The following is a 15,593-nucleotide window of genomic DNA, read 5'->3' on the forward strand; positions in this document are numbered from 1 at the left end:
CAACCCTTTAACTGCGGGTAACAATTTCGTGGAACTGTGATCGCCTTGTCACTCAACGACGTTTGCCTGGTCACCATAACGACACTTCAGCACCAGCATGATGGTGGTTAACACCGCTGGGATCGCCAGCAGCAGGAAGATTTGGCTGAACGACCAGCCGAGCGTTAACAACTCTGCGCCAACGAATGCGCTGATAATGGCGCCGACACGCCCCACGCCGTGCATCCAGCTGGAACCGGTAGCACGCGCGTGAGTGGGGTAATAGCTGGCGGAGAGCGCATTCATTCCGGTGTTGGCGCCGTTAAAGCAAAAGCCGCTGCAGAAGGCGATGGCGCTCATTAAGCCGACCTGTGCCGGGGAAAAGCCGAGTGCCACAATGGCAATTCCGCCACAAAAGTAGATGAGCGCCAGTGCCAGATTGGCGTTGATGCGGTCCATCAGCCAGCCGGCAAACAGCGAGCCGATGGTGCCACCCGCCTGATACATCGCGGTGACAATCGCCGCTTCAGTAACCGACATACCAAGCGTGCTGATCAGTGATGGCATCCAGCTACCAATCAAATAGACAAGAAACAGCCCCATAAAGTAGCCGCCCCACAACATCAAGCTACCAAACAGATAGCGGCGCGACACCACCGTGGCCACCGAGCCGCGGCGCGCAGTCGGCAATTCAGGACTTTGATAATGACTACCGGGCTTTACGCTGCCCGGCATCATGCGTTCGAGGATGGCGTGAATACGCGCAGCGGGTGCGCGACGGCTAATCAGGAAACGGACTGACTCAGGTAAACCGCGCACTAAAAACGGCAGGACGATCAGCGGCAGCACGCCGCCCATCAGCATCACTGAATGCCAGTCGTAGCGCGGCAGCAGCCAGGAAGCAGCAAAGCCCCCCGTTGCGGCACCAAAGGTAAAGCCGCAGAACACCACGGTGATAATGAAAGAACGACGGCGTTCTGGCGCATATTCAGCGACCAATGTGCCGACATTCGGCATTGCGGCTCCGAGCCCTAAACCGGTGAGAAAGCGAAACAGCATCATCTGTTCGATGTTTTGCGCCATCGCGGTAGCCAGCGTCCACAGGCCAAAAAACAGTACGCTGATAAGAATCATCACGCGGCGCCCGTAACGGTCGGCCAGCGGTCCAGCAACCATGGCACCCAGCGCCAGCCCAATCAGTGCCGCGCTAATCACCATGCCAAGCTGATGATTGGTGACGCCCCAACTGGCTTTCAGCGTGGGTGCGATAAAGCCCATCAGCGCAATATCCATGCCGTCCAGCGCCACCACCACGAAGCACAGCGCAATTAAGCGCTTCTGCCAGCTGCTTAGCGCACTCTTGTTGATAAGCTGGCGAACGTCTACTGCTTCAACGCTGGTCACGTAACGACTCCTGCACTTTTAACCGTTTAGGGCATCAGATTTAGTAAAAAAACGGCGCTAATCATAGCTCATCGTTAACAATAACGGGCGAAGTTTTTGAGTGCAATTGAGAATCATTCAAGATTTTTGGCTGCAAGCCCTTGATTATCCGAGTCATGCGGCAAGGGGAAATAATAGTGCTTACAGTAACAGCAATGAATTCAGGGGGTTAGTTGCTCAAGTCTCTTTGCAGCAATTTTGTTAATATAATTTTGCAGGCAGGTTAACATAATTTCATTTTCCCCATTGCCGCTACTCGGCAGAACTCATTATGTTGGGCGTATGGACAAAAATATCCTTTTCAATCAGCGCATTCGCTTGCGTCATTTACATACCTTTGTGGCGGTGGCGCAGCAAGGCACGCTTGGCCGTGCCGCCGAGACGCTTAATCTTAGCCAGCCTGCCCTGTCAAAAACGCTGAACGAGCTGGAGGAGTTGGCGGGAGCGCGGCTTTTCGAACGTGGTCGACTTGGCGCCCAGTTGACGACTTTGGGCGAACAGTTTCTGATTCACGCGGTAAAAGTGTTGGATGCGCTCAATCATGCGGGGCAGAGTTTTAACGCACCGCAGCCGGGACGCCCGGTGGTCATTCGCCTTGGCGCGCTTACCACTGCCGCCATGGGCATGCTGCCGCAGATTCTGGATCGCTTCCATGAACAGCAGCCGAATACCACCGTGCAGGTGGCGACCTTGCACAACAACGTTTTGCTGGCTGGCTTACGCGCCGGCGAGTTTGATGTCGGCATTGGCCGCATGGCTGACAGTGAAATGATGGCCGGATTGACCTATGAATTGCTGTTCCTGGAATCACTCAAGTTGGTGGTACGCCCGGATCATCCGCTGTTGAGTGACAACGTGATGCTTTCACGCGCGATGCAGTGGCCGGTAGTGATTTCTCCTGAAGGTACGGCGCCACGCCGCATTGCCCAGCATATGCTAAATGAACAAGGCTGTTCGCTGCCGGCCAACTGCGTGGAAACTTCATCTACGTCGCTGGCACGTCAGCTGGCGCTGCGTTACGACTACGTGTGGTTTGTGCCCTCTGGCGCGATTAAGGAAGATTTAAATCACGATGCGCTGTGCGCTTTGCCGATTGCGTCGCCGGGACCGGGCGAGCCGGTCGGTATTATTACCCGCAGCGGCAGCCCTTTAAGCCTGAGCACCGAAGTGTTGATGGCGACCATCCGCAAGTTCCACAGTTAACGACTGCGCTTAGCATGGCGTTCGCGGTTTTCGAGCCGCGCCTGTTCGGTTTTGCGTAACCCGACATACAGTGCACCAGCCCCGCCGTCCTGCGGTTGCGCAGTACAAAATGTCTGAACCTGCTCGAATTCCTGCAGCCAGCGCGCCAGGTAACTGCGCACAATATTGGCGTGCGACTCATCATCACGCCCTTTGCCGTGCACGATCAGCAGATTGCGTAAACCGTGTTTATTCGCCTGCAGGATGAAGCTAAACAGCGCCTGACGGCAGGTTTCGACCGGTTGACGCAGCAAATTAAGGCTGGCTTCGGGGGGATATTTGCCTAAGCGAAGCTTGTCCAGCACCCCTTGCTGGACGCCATCCACCTTATACTCCAGCGGCGTGGTCAGCGGAATAATGTCCAGATAGCCACGCGTTAGAAAATTTTCCTGTTTATCACCTTCATGGGGTGCACGCGGAGCTTTCGGCGATGGCGCGCGTAACCATTGGGTGTTAGCGCAATTCTTGAGGGGTGTGACATCACCCATGGCGTCGCGGAAAAGGTCTTCATCATCAAGGTTCATGGTGTTTCCTCTCGCCTGGTGTTTACCTAAGCGTCCATTTCGACGCTAAAGCAAAAGAGTAGCAAAGGATGATTAGCAATACATCTGTCACTTTTTGCGCTCCAACAGGAACTGAATAGCTGTAAATATGGCAACTAAACGTTCCAGATCAAAAAAGCCATGTCGTTTAAAGCGGCGCAAACCCGGGAATACCCAGCATTGATGTGGTTTTAAGGGCATTTACTGCTCGGATGAGTTCCCTTCGCGAAGAAAAATGTTAAAATTGACCGCAGTCAATAATCATCGAGCGTAACTATATGATCCCGGAAAAACGCAGCATACGACGTATTCAGTCTGGCGGTTGTGCCATCCATTGCCAGGATTGCAGTATCAGCCAATTGTGTATTCCCTTCACGCTGAACGAGCACGAACTGGATCAGCTGGATAATATTATTGAGCGCAAAAAGCCGATTCAGAAAGGCCAGACGCTGTTCAAAGCCGGTGATGAATTGAAATCCCTTTACGCTATTCGTTCCGGTTCCATCAAAAGCTATACCATTACTGAACAAGGTGATGAGCAAATTACTGGCTTCCATCTGGCAGGCGATTTGGTGGGTTTTGACGCGATTGTTGGCGCCAAACATCCTAGCTTCGCACAAGCGCTGGAAACCTCGATGGTGTGTGAAATCCCCTTCGAAACCCTTGACGATCTCTCAGGTAAAATGCCCGCCCTGCGTCAGCAAATGATGCGTTTGATGAGCGGCGAGATTAAAGGCGATCAGGATATGATTTTGCTGCTGTCGAAGAAGAATGCCGAAGAGCGCCTGGCGGCTTTTGTCTGGAACCTGTCGCGCCGTTTCGGCCAGCGCGGTTTCTCGCAGCGCGAATTCCGTCTGACCATGACGCGTGGCGACATTGGTAACTACCTGGGACTAACCGTAGAAACCATTAGCCGTCTGCTCGGTCGCTTCCAGAAAAGTGGCATGCTTGCCGTTAAAGGCAAATATATCACCATTGAGAACCACGCTTTACTGGCAGAACTCGCTGGCCAGACTGAACAAGCCGCGTAGTTCTGTGCCGGGTCAGTAAAAGTTATTTTATTGATCCGGCAACAACTTTTCCGCTTCTGCCCTACGTAAACTTAGGCTATCTTTAATCCAACTTGCTTTGGTTTAGGAGATCGGCTTATGTCCCGGTACCAAAATATTCTGGTGGCGATTGACGCCCAACAGGATGACCAGCCCGCGCTGCGTCGTGCGGTTTATCTTAATCAGCGTATCGGCGGAAAAATCAAAGCTTTCCTGCCTATTTACGACTTCTCCTACGAAATGACTACGTTACTGTCACCCGATGAGCGATCCAACATGCGCAAAGGGGTAATTAGTCAACGTACCGAGTGGATTCGCCAACAGGCCCAGGCTTATCTGGAAGCTGGCGTTGAGATCGAAATCAAAGTGGTATGGCATAACCGCCCTTACGAAGCCATCATCCAGGAGATTCTGGCGCATCAGCATGATTTAGTGCTGAAAATGGCGCACCAACACGATCGTCTGGAGGCGGTGATATTCACCCCAACCGATTGGCATCTGTTGCGTAAATGCCCATGTCCGGTATGGATGGTGAAAGATCAGGCCTGGCCTGAAGGGGGCAAAGCGGTGGTGGCGGTTAACCTGGCCAGCGAAGAGCCGCATCATGATGAGCTGAATCAAAAGTTGATTCGTGAAACGACGCTGCTCGCTGAGATGGTAAATCACACTGAGGTACATTTAGTCGGCGCCTACCCTATTACGCCAATCAATATTGCTATTGAACTGCCTGACTTTGATCCTAGCGTTTATAACGATGCGATTCGTGGCCAGCATCTGGTGGCGATGAAAGCGCTGCGCCAGAAATTCTCGATCAGTGAAGAGTTTACGCATGTGGCAAAAGGTTTGCCCGAGGAAGTGATTCCAGATATCGCTTCGCATCTGGATGCCGGAATTGTGGTGCTGGGTACCATTGGCCGCACCGGATTGTCTGCGGCATTCCTGGGCAACACGGCGGAACAGGTGATCGATCATTTGCGCTGTGATTTGCTGGCAATCAAACCGGACGATTTTAAATCGCCGATTGATTACGATGACGAAGAAGATGAAGACGATTAAATAAAAAAGGACGGCACGCATTGGCCGTCCTTGCTCCTTGCATCCAGGGCGGTGAATCACTTCACCGCCCTGCTTGTTTATAGCGCGCGCAGAATACCTTCCACACTCGCTTTCGCATCGCCAAACAGCATCTGGGTATTGTCTTTGAAGAACAGCGGATTCTGTACGCCGGCGTATCCGGTGCTCATCGAACGTTTAAACACAATCACGTTCTGCGCTTTCCACACTTCGAGAACGGGCATACCGGCGATTGGACTCCGCGGATCTTCCAGCGCAGCCGGATTGACGGTGTCATTAGCACCGATAACCAACACGGTATCGGTATCGCTGAAGTCATCGTTAATTTCGTCCATCTCCAGCACCACATCGTAAGGCACCTTGGCTTCCGCCAGCAGCACGTTCATGTGACCCGGCAAACGACCGGCAACCGGGTGAATGCCAAAGCGAACCTTGATGCCGCGCGCGCGCAGTTTCTCGGTAATCTCAGCAACCGGATATTGTGCCTGCGCCACCGCCATGCCATAACCCGGCGTGATCACCACGGAAGACGAGGCTTTCAGCAGTTCGGCGGTCTCTTCAGCGGTGATCTCACGATGTTCACCCACCTCCTCGCTTTCACCACCCACGCTAACGTCGGTACCAAAGCCACCGGCGATAACGCTGATAAACGAGCGGTTCATTGCTTTACACATAATATAAGAGAGGATGGCACCGGAGGAACCTACTAAGGCACCGGTCACGATCAGCAAGTCATTGCTGAGCATGAAACCTGCCGCCGCAGCCGCCCAACCGGAATATGAGTTCAGCATCGAGACCACGACCGGCATATCGGCGCCGCCAATTGATGCCACCAGATGCCAGCCAAACACCAGTGCAATCATCGTCATCAGCAACAGCGCAAACACTTGTGCGCCAGTGCTATCGGTCTGCACGAACCACAGCATCAGCAGGAAAGAGACCACCAGCGCAGCAAGGTTCATTTTATGACGATGTGGCAACATCAGCGCAGAAGAGGAAATTTTTCCACGCAGCTTGCCAAATGCCACCAGCGAGCCGGTAAAGGTCACTGCACCAATGAAGATACCCAGGAACACTTCGGTCAGATGGATGTTTTCCATCACCGGTGCCAGGCCTGGAGCATGATCGATGTAGCTGTTAAAGCCCACCAACACCGCCGCCAAACCCACGAAGCTGTGCAAAATCGCCACCAGCTCAGGCATTTCAGTCATTTCGACTTTCTTCGCCAAACGCAGGCCAATCGCACCGCCAATCACCATTGCCAGTAAAATCCAGGCAACGTTACCGGTGTTTGGACCAAAAATGGTGGCGAGCAGCGCAATCGCCATCCCGCTCATACCGAAAATATTACCCTGCTTAGAGGTCTCGTGTTTCGAGAGACCCGCAAGGCTGCAAATAAACAGAATTGCGGCAACAATATATGCTGCAGTAACTAATCCGCCAGACATGTTGCTACCCCTTAATTCTTACGAAACATTTTCAGCATGCGCTGGGTGACGGTGAAACCACCGAAAATATTGATGCTGGCGATCAGCACGGCAATAAACGAGAGAATCGTTACCCAACCGCCATGGCCCATCTGCAATACCGCGCCCACCACAATAATGCCGGAAATGGCGTTAGTGACGGCCATCAACGGCGTATGCAAGGCATGACTCACGTTCCACACCACGTAGTAACCCACCACGCACGAGAGCGCGAAGACGGTAAAGTGTGATAAGAAGTCAGCCGGTGCAACATTCGCCAGGCAGGCAAACAGCACTAATGCCAGCGCCAGCAGCAGATATTTACGCCACGGCGAAACCGGTTTGGCTTCAGCCTTAGGCAAAGGTTGCGCTGCGGGTTGTGCTTTTGGCGCCGCCGAAACCTGAATCGGCGGTGCTGGCCAGGTCACTTCACCATCACGAATCACCGTGACACCGCGCACCACCACATCGTCGAAATCAACGGTGATTTCACCATTTTTATCTTTGCACAACAGTTTAACTAGGTTGACAAGGTTGGTGCCGTACAGCTGAGAAGATTGTGTTGGCAGGCGGCTTGGCAGATCGGTGTAACCGATAATTTTCACGCCATTGCTGGTCAGCGTAACCTGATCGGCAACCGTCAATTCACAGTTGCCGCCGGTTTGCGCCGCCAGATCAACGATGACACTGCCCGGCTTCATACTGGCAACCATTTCTGCGGTGATTAACTTGGGTGCCGGGCGGCCAGGGATGAGCGCGGTGGTGACAATAATGTCGACTTCTTTCGCCTGTGCCGCAAACAGTTCCATCTCCGCTTTAATAAAGGCTTCAGACATCACTTTGGCATAGCCATCGCCGCTGCCGGCTTCCTCTTCGAAGTCCAGCTCAAGGAACTCGGCGCCCATACTTTGCACCTGTTCTTTCACTTCCGGACGTGTATCGAAAGCGCGCACAATGGCGCCCAAGCTGCCCGCGGCGCCGATTGCGGCAAGACCCGCCACGCCCGCACCGATGATCATCACTTTCGCAGGTGGAACTTTACCGGCAGCGGTGATTTGACCGGTGAAGAAGCGGCCGAATTCATGAGCTGCTTCAACGATGGCGCGATAACCCGCGATATTCGCCATTGAGCTCAGCGCATCAAGCGCCTGTGCACGTGAGATACGCGGCACCGAATCCATTGCCATCACGGTAACGTTACGCGCAGCCAGTTTCTCCAGCAGCGCAGGGTTTTGCGCCGGCCAGATAAAGCTCACCAGCGTGCTGCCGGCGCGCGTTAGTTCGATCTCTTGATCGTCAGGCGCATTCACTTTTAATACGATATCTGACTGCCATACATCAGCGCCGTTAGTCACAGTGGCGCCAGCAGCAATAAAGCTTTCATCATCGAAACTGGCGCGCAGCCCGGCGTTCTGTTCAACGGTTACGCTGAATCCCAGCTTGATCAGTTGCTCAACGGTCTTCGGCGTGGCGGCCACGCGCGACTCATTGGCTAACCGTTCTTTGGGTATCCCAATTAACATACTGTTTCCTTTCAACAATTAAAGGATGAGGTTCTATAAGTGGCAAATGCTCAAAAGTCGAAACGGTGTTTCAGCTTCTTATGAGCAAAATGCACAATGTAACAAAGTCTTTATAACCTACTGAAAATATGAAGAGTGATCTACAGCGATAACGCGCACTTATGACATTCACACAAATATTCAGACGCAAAGATTGAATGCTATGTATTGCCACTGCATTTAGGGCGTATTAAAAAATATTCTGCTACGCAAAATCGTGTCATGTCGAATTAAGTATTTTTAAAAACCTTTAATTAACAATGCGTTAACTATTATGGCACTAAGTGTTACCAGATTAAGTGGTTAACTGTGCAAAAAAAAGCCTTAGCACAAGCCAATGACAGCCCGGAGAATAATCCGCAATTATTGTCAATCCTATGCGCTTAAATTGGCTGAGACAGGCCGATTATTACATGCAATAATCAGCGGCTAATCTGTTATACATCAAGAGTCCAGCACGTTTTCGTACTCATTTTGCGTAAGGCGAAGGATCATTTTTATGAAGCTGAAGAACACCATTCTGGCGTCAACCTTGTTATCACTGCTGGCAGCAAATGCTTTTGCTGCTAAAGAGTTAACGCCAGAGCAAGCGGCCGCGTTGAAACCATTCGAACGTATTAATATCAGCGGCCGTTTCAATGCCATTGGCGATGCGACTGATGCCATCTCTAAACAAGCCGATGCCAAAGGCGCTGACTCTTTCTATGTGCAAGGTATCAATGACAGTAACGGCAATGGCGGTAACTGGCGCGTAACGGCTGATCTCTATAAAGCCAATGCCCCGAAAGCGGATGACTCAACCAAATATCGCAGCTTCTCAGGCGTGAAAGAGCTGCCGAAAGCAGAAGCCTATCGCCTTGAGCCATACGATACCGTATCGGTCAATGGATTCTTCTCTAGCCAGCCGGATGTCAACGAGGCAATTGGTAAAGCGGCGAAAAATAAGGGCGCGGCCTCGTTCTTTATTGTGCGTCAGGTTGATGCCAACAATGGCGGCAATCAGTATGTAACCGCTTATGTGTACAAAGCCGATGCGCCAGAGCGTAAGGTGCAAAACACCTCAGACTCCATCCCTGCTGATTCAGAAGCCGGTAAAGCAGCGCTGGCCGCCGGTGGCACCGCAGCGACGAAAGTGGCCATCCCAGGAGTCGCCTCTTCTGAGACGCCAAGCCGCAATGTGGGGCGTTTCTTCGAAACACAAAGCTCCACTGGCGAACGTTACACCGTGAAAACTGCGGACGGCCGCAGCGTGCAGGAAGTGAATGCGATTACCGCTGCTCAAATGCAACCGTTCGACACCATCACCTTCTCCGATCACTTCGGTACACCAACCGAAATCTCCGAAGCGGTTGGCAAGCGTGCAGTGGCGAAAGGTGCCAAGTACTACCACATTACGCGCCAATGGCAGAACCAGAGTGGCGGCAACCTGACCGTTACGGCCGATCTGTTCAAATAAATTCCCCTCAGGGCGGTATTCGCCGCCCTTCTCAATTGATTGCATAATCTGTGCGCAGATTTGCATAGTCTTGCATTGCCTTCCCTGTTCGCACTCCGTAAAATCTGCCGCCTTGTTTTAGGTGATTCCGTTTTAAAGTTGGCAAATCGCCACCTGAGACACCAAAGGAATCGTCACCACCCAGCATACTATGCTGCTTAGGATGGGCGTTTTGGATAAAAAATTAGGTCTTAGCGCGCTCACTGCGTTAGTGCTCAGCTCCATGCTCGGCGCGGGTGTTTTCAGCCTGCCGCAAAATATGGCAGCGGTCGCCGGTCCGGCCGCGCTGCTGATCGGCTGGCTTATCACCGGCGTGGGGATTATTTTCCTCTCGCTCGCCATGCTATTACTCACGCGACTGAAACCGGAGTTGGATGGCGGCATCTTTACCTACGCGCGCGCGGGGTTTGGTGAGCTGATGGGATTTTGCTCGGCGTGGGGATATTGGCTGTGTGCGGTGATTGCTAACGTCTCCTATCTGGTGATTGTCTTCTCCGCTCTGAGCTTCTTCACCGATACACCCGGACACGTGGTGTTTGGTGATGGTAATACCTGGCAGGCGATGCTCGGTGCATCGGTGCTGTTGTGGCTGGTGCATTGCCTGGTGTTGCGCGGCGTCCAAACTGCGGCCAGCATTAATCTACTGGCAACGTTAGGTAAGCTGGTACCGCTGCTGCTATTTGTAGTGCTGGCGCTGTTGGCGTTCAATTACGATCGCTTCCGCTTTGATTTTCGCGGCGTTGAGCTGGGGCAACCTCTGTGGCAGCAGGTGAAGCAAACCATGCTGATCACCTTGTGGGTGTTTATTGGTGTCGAAGGTGCGGTGGTGGTTTCTGCTCGCGCACGTAACAAACAGGATGTTGGGCGCGCCACGCTGATGGCGGTGCTGGCGGCGCTGCTGGTTTATCTGCTGGTGACGTTGCTGTCGTTGGGCGTCATTCCGCGCGCCGAGCTGGCGCAGATGCGCAACCCTTCCATGGCCGGCTTAATGAAACACCTGTTGGGACATTGGGGCGATGCGGTGATTGCGGTCGGTTTGATCATCTCCGTTTGTGGCGCTTATCTCAGCTGGACGATTATGGCCGCTGAAGTACCGTTCCTGGCGGCACAGCAAGGCGCATTTCCACGCAGCATTGCACGGCAGAACCGTCACAACTCACCTGCTGCATCGTTATGGCTCACCAATGGCAGCGTGCAGGTGTGTCTGATTTTGATCGCCGTGACCGGCGCGGATTACAACACGCTGCTGACCATCGCCTCGGAAATGATTTTAGTGCCCTATCTGTTGGTCGGTTTGTATCTGATTAAGGTGGTACGCGGTCAGAACAAACCCTGGGCGATGTTCACCGGCATTGGCGCTAGCGCTTACGGTATTTGGCTTCTGTATGCATCCGGTCCACTGCATTTATTGCTTTCGGTGGTGCTCTATGCGCCAGGTTTGTTGCTGTTTCTGTATGCACGACGCGGCGGCCGTGGCGAAAACCTATTGTCACAGCTGGAACGCATCGCGATTGTGTTGTTGATTGCTGCATCACTGCCCGCGCTGTGGCAGTTGACGAATTAGTGCGGCTGGACCGGAATGGAAACGCACAGCAGGTCATCCTGCTGTGTCAGATTAAGCGGCTTGTGGTATTCCTGATGAATAGCGTCAAGCTGCTCAGCTGACAACGGATAAGGCAGCTGAATATCGAAGCGACTGATGTGCTGTTGCTCGGCCAGGGTGATCAAACGCGCGATGTTAATCTCATCGCTGACCTGAGTTGAAATGATTTGTAATGCTAATTCTTTCAGGTGATCGTCGCTGGCCGGAAGGTTATGCGCTGATTTACGTGTCACCATGCCAAAAATGGGCATCACGCCGTAAATGGCATCGACAAAACTCCAGCGTTTTTTACAGGAAGCGGAGAGAAAATCACTGTAATTGAAGCAGATGCGATCACTGTATCCGGCTGAAGCCAGCTCTTTATCAGACACCCTCGCACTCCTCCTGTTTTTCGTTACGGTTCCGAACCTTGCGCGACAACGCGCCGCTAATAATGGCACATTTCACGGTATACATACCAGTAAGGCAGGGATATTTCGTGCGGTAGCGTAGAGCTCAGGACCAGGAAAAGCTATGCTGCTGACATTCTCACCCGTCTCAGTGAATTATGAATAAAATCGTCTATGTGGAAGATGAGCCAGAAGTTGGCGAATTGATCGCCGCTTACCTTGGCCGCCACGATATTGAAGTGATTGTTGAAACGCGCGGTGACCGCGCCGAAGCCACCATTGCCACCCACGATCCCGATTTAGTGATGCTGGACATCATGTTGCCTGGCAAAGATGGCATGACCTTATGCCGCGATCTGCGCGCCAGCTGGCAAGGCCCAATTGTGCTGCTGACTTCGCTCGATAGCGACATGAACCATATTTTGTCGCTGGAGATGGGCGCTAACGATTACATTCTCAAAACCACGCCACCCGCCGTATTACTGGCGCGCCTGCGGTTGCACCTGCGCCAGGCGCATGTTGGCCAGCCTGAAGTGACGCCTGCTATTCAAAGTTCGCAGCGCGTCCTGCGTTTTGGTTCGCTGACCATCGATTCGCTTAATCGCCAGGTCATCTTATTTGAAGAGAATATTGTGCTCTCAACCGCCGATTTCGATCTGCTGTGGGAACTGGCCAATCACGCTGGGCAGATTCTCAACCGCGATGCGCTGCTGAAAACGCTGCGTGGCGTGACCTACGATGGCATGGACCGCAGTATTGATGTGGCAATTTCTCGCCTGCGTAAAAAACTGTACGACAGCGCTACCGAGCCGTTCCGCATTAAAACCATCCGTAATAAAGGCTATCTGTTCGCACCACAGGCCTGGGATACCCGCTCCGCATGAGAAAGCTCTTCATTCAGTTCTATTTGCTGCTGTTCGTCTGTTTTCTGGTGATGACGCTGCTGGTCGGTCTGGTGTACAAATTCACCGCCGAACGCGCGGGTCGCCAGTCGATGAACGATTTGATGGCCAGTTCACTATTTTTAATGCGCAGCGAACTGCGCGAGATCCCGCCCCGCGACTGGAGTAAAACCATTCGCAGCCTCGATCTCGATCTGTCATTTGACCTGAATATCGAACCCATGAGCAAATATCAGCTGGATGAAGCAGACATGAAACGCCTGCGCGCCGGGGAAATTGTGGCGATCGACGATCAGTACACTTTTTTGCAGCACATCCCGCGTAGCCATTACGTTCTCTCAGTTGGCCCTATTCCCTATCTTTTCTACCTGCACCAGATGCGAATTCTGGATATTGCGCTGCTGGCATTTATTGGCATGTCGCTGGCGCTGCCGGTATTTATCTGGCTGCGTCCGCACTGGCAAGAGATGCAGCGCCTTGAGAAAGCCGCGCAGCGTTTTGGCCGTGGCGAGCTGGACGTACGCACCCATTTTGAAAGTACCTCCAGCCTGCACAGCCTTGGCGTGGCCTTCAACCAGATGGCGGAGAACATCAATACGCTGGTGGCCAGCAAGAAACAGTTAATCGATGGCATCGCGCACGAGTTGCGCACCCCGCTGGTGCGCCTGCGTTATCGGCTGGAGATGAGCGATAATCTGACCGCAGCGGAATCCGCCGCGCTGAACCGCGATGTCGGGCAGTTGGAGAGTTTGATAGAGGAGTTGCTGACCTACGCGCGCCTCGATCGCCCCCGCGTCGATCTTCATCTGCAAACCTTTGATCTCGCCCAATGGCTGCGCGTGCATATTGAAGATGTGCAGACCATGAATCCGCAGACACAGATCGCGCTGGATATTCCGCAGCTGGAAAACGTCGGCAGCGCCGATACGCGACTGATGGAGCGCGTGCTGGATAATCTGGTGAACAACGCGCTGCGCTATGCGCAACAGCGATTGCGCGTCAGTTTGTGGTTTGATGGCGCTATCGGCTGTTTGCAGGTGGAAGACGATGGCCCGGGCATTCCGCAGGAGGAACGAGCCCGGGTTTTCGAACCTTTCGTACGTCTGGATCCAAGCCGCGATCGCGCCACCGGCGGTTGCGGTTTAGGCCTGGCGATCGTGCACTCTATCGCGCTGGCTATGCAGGGAAATGTCTCCATCGAGAGCAGCCCGCTAGGCGGTGCCAGCGTTCGCTTTTGCTGGCCGGTTGATCTACCCTTGCGGGACATTGCGCCACGCTTACCGTCATAAGGAGCTTTTTACGTGACTTCAGCTTATCAAGAACTTAGCCGCACTTTTCAGCGTCTTTCCCGCTTTGGCCATTTAGGCGCCATTGCCGGTGTCGATATGCAAACCACCATGCCGCCAGGCGGCAGCCAGGCCCGCGGTGAAGCGATGGCCGAGCTTAGCGTGTTCATGCACGAAGTGCTGACCGATAAACGTCTCGGCGGGCTGTTTGCTGCGGCGCAACAGGAATCACTGAATGATGTCGAGCAGGTTAACCTGAGCGAGATGCAGCGGGCATGGCAGCAGGCAACGTTGCTGCCTGCATCGCTGGTGGAAGCCAAATCGCTGGCCGGTTCGCGTTGCGAGCATGCATGGCGTCAGCAGCGTCCGGCTAACGACTGGCAGGGTTTCTCGGCCAATCTGAAAGAAGTGGTGAAGCTGAGCCGTGAAGAGGCGCAGCTGCGAGCCGACGCGCTCGGCGTTTCGCGCTATGACGCGCTGCTGGATGTGTTTGAACCGGGCATGACCAGCGCCCAGCTGGATCAAACCTTTGGTGATCTGAAAAGTTGGTTGCCAGACCTGTTGCAGAAAGCGGTAGTGAAGCAACAACAATCGCCCATTGCACAACCCGTTGGGCCATTCGCGATTGAATCGCAAAAGCAGCTGGGCCTGAGCGTGATGAAGACGCTGGGCTTCGATTTTAATCACGGTCGACTTGATGTCAGTGCGCACCCATTCTGCGGCGGCGTGCCGGAAGATGTGCGCATCACTACGCGTTATAACGAGAACGACTTCCTCAGCGCCATGATGGGCGTGATCCATGAAACCGGGCACGCGCGCTATGAGCAAAATCTGCCGCAGCAGTGGCGCGGTCAGCCGGTGGCGCAGGCGCGTTCTACCGCCATCCATGAGTCACAAAGTCTGTTTATGGAGATGCAGCTCGGACGCAGCAAAGCCTTTCTGCAGCACATTCATCCGCAGGTTGTGGCGCTGATGGGCGATCAACCAGCGCTCGAGCTGCAAAACTTTATCCGTCAGACGCAGCGCGTGAAGCCAGGCTTTATTCGCGTTGATGCCGATGAGTTGAGCTATCCGGCGCACGTGATTTTGCGTTACGAGATCGAGCGTGCCTTGATCGAAGGCGACATTGAGGTGGAAGACATCCCGGCGCTGTGGGACGAGAAGATGCAGCAATCACTGGGCATTGATACGCGCGGTAATTATCGCGATGGCTGCATGCAGGACATCCACTGGACCGACGGTGCCTTTGGCTATTTCCCAACCTACACGTTGGGCGCGATGTACGCTGCTCAGCTGTTCCAGGCGGTGAAACGTGCGATCCCGCAGGTAGATAGCCTGATTCAGCAAGGCGAGTTGCAGCCGGTGTTTGATTGGTTACAGCAGAACATTTGGCAGCACGGCAGCCGTTTCCCCACCCAGCAGCTGTTGATAAACGCTACTGGCGAAGCGCTGAATCCGCACTATTTCCGTCAGCACCTTGAACAACGCTATCTCTCTGAGTAAACTGCGCGGCGGCCCATGCGGCCGCCCTTTTCACTTCCTTTACGCCGCTTTGTACAAT

Annotated in this window: 13 protein-coding genes; 8 read left to right on the forward strand and 5 right to left on the reverse strand. The window is 53.6% G+C overall.

Annotated elements, in window-relative coordinates; genetic code table 11:
- Positions 1–48 precede the first annotated feature (48 nt).
- Positions 49–1,383 carry an MFS transporter gene (locus WH298_RS19645; protein ID WP_007887973.1) on the reverse strand — a complete coding sequence of 445 codons (1,335 nt, stop codon included), beginning with the start codon at positions 1,381–1,383 and terminating at the stop codon, positions 49–51.
- Between the two features lie 321 nt (positions 1,384–1,704).
- Between WH298_RS19645 and WH298_RS19650 the strand changes: the two genes are divergently transcribed.
- Entirely contained in the window at positions 1,705–2,625 is a 921-nt protein-coding gene (locus WH298_RS19650; protein ID WP_007887974.1) for a LysR substrate-binding domain-containing protein, read from the forward strand.
- Here the strand turns inward: WH298_RS19650 and smrA are convergent.
- Positions 2,622–3,188 carry a DNA endonuclease SmrA gene (gene smrA / locus WH298_RS19655; RefSeq protein WP_180823654.1) on the reverse strand — a complete coding sequence of 189 codons (567 nt, stop codon included), beginning with the start codon at positions 3,186–3,188 and terminating at the stop codon, positions 2,622–2,624. The two genes, WH298_RS19650 and smrA, sit on opposite strands and share 4 nt — an antisense overlap.
- A 296-nt stretch (positions 3,189–3,484) precedes the next feature.
- Here smrA and WH298_RS19660 point away from each other — a divergent pair, with 296 nt between their 5' ends.
- Both WH298_RS19660 and uspE read left to right on the forward strand, forming a co-directional pair.
- A complete protein-coding gene (locus WH298_RS19660) occupies positions 3,485–4,237 on the forward strand; it encodes an FNR family transcription factor (protein WP_007887976.1) in 753 nt (250 codons plus the stop codon).
- Positions 4,238–4,354: 117 nt separating this feature from the next.
- Positions 4,355–5,311 carry a universal stress protein UspE gene (uspE, locus tag WH298_RS19665; protein WP_007887979.1) on the forward strand — a complete coding sequence of 319 codons (957 nt, stop codon included), beginning with the start codon at positions 4,355–4,357 and terminating at the stop codon, positions 5,309–5,311.
- 77 nt (positions 5,312–5,388) lie between these two features.
- Here uspE and pntB read toward each other — a convergent pair whose 3' ends face one another.
- Positions 5,389–6,777 (reverse strand): Re/Si-specific NAD(P)(+) transhydrogenase subunit beta, encoded by a 1,389-nt coding sequence (gene pntB / locus WH298_RS19670; RefSeq protein ID WP_049852224.1) that lies wholly within the window; start codon positions 6,775–6,777, stop codon positions 5,389–5,391.
- 11 nt (positions 6,778–6,788) lie between these two features.
- Positions 6,789–8,318, reverse strand: a complete 1,530-nt coding sequence (gene pntA / locus WH298_RS19675; RefSeq protein ID WP_180823655.1) for a Re/Si-specific NAD(P)(+) transhydrogenase subunit alpha — start codon at positions 8,316–8,318, stop codon at positions 6,789–6,791.
- A 538-nt stretch (positions 8,319–8,856) separates the two neighbouring features.
- Here pntA and ydgH point away from each other — a divergent pair.
- Positions 8,857–9,813: a DUF1471 family protein YdgH gene (gene ydgH / locus WH298_RS19680; RefSeq protein ID WP_007887988.1), complete on the forward strand. Its 957-nt coding sequence runs from the start codon at positions 8,857–8,859 to the stop codon at positions 9,811–9,813.
- A 211-nt stretch (positions 9,814–10,024) separates the two neighbouring features.
- Positions 10,025–11,416, forward strand: a complete 1,392-nt coding sequence (locus WH298_RS19685) for an amino acid permease (RefSeq protein WP_180823656.1) — start codon at positions 10,025–10,027, stop codon at positions 11,414–11,416.
- Here WH298_RS19685 and WH298_RS19690 read toward each other — a convergent pair.
- Positions 11,413–11,826, reverse strand: coding sequence for a hypothetical protein (locus WH298_RS19690; RefSeq protein ID WP_007887990.1), 414 nt, complete (start codon positions 11,824–11,826; stop codon positions 11,413–11,415). The two genes, WH298_RS19685 and WH298_RS19690, sit on opposite strands and share 4 nt — an antisense overlap.
- 176 nt (positions 11,827–12,002) lie before the next feature.
- Between WH298_RS19690 and rstA the strand changes: the two genes are divergently transcribed.
- From rstA to WH298_RS19705, 3 genes are read left to right on the forward strand one after another with little or no spacing between them, the layout of a single operon-like run.
- Entirely contained in the window at positions 12,003–12,728 is a 726-nt protein-coding gene (rstA, locus tag WH298_RS19695) for a two-component system response regulator RstA (protein WP_007887991.1), read from the forward strand.
- Complete coding sequence (gene rstB, locus WH298_RS19700; protein WP_007887993.1) at positions 12,725–14,035, forward strand: two-component system sensor histidine kinase RstB; 1,311 nt, start codon at positions 12,725–12,727, stop codon at positions 14,033–14,035. Before rstA ends, rstB begins: the two co-directional genes overlap by 4 nt.
- Before the next feature lie 12 nt (positions 14,036–14,047).
- Positions 14,048–15,535 (forward strand): carboxypeptidase M32, encoded by a 1,488-nt coding sequence (locus WH298_RS19705; RefSeq protein WP_007887996.1) that lies wholly within the window; start codon positions 14,048–14,050, stop codon positions 15,533–15,535.
- The last annotated feature ends 58 nt before the right edge of the window (positions 15,536–15,593 follow it).

This window comes from Pantoea nemavictus, from assembly GCF_037479095.1.
Lineage (GTDB): Bacteria > Pseudomonadota > Gammaproteobacteria > Enterobacterales > Enterobacteriaceae > Pantoea > Pantoea nemavictus.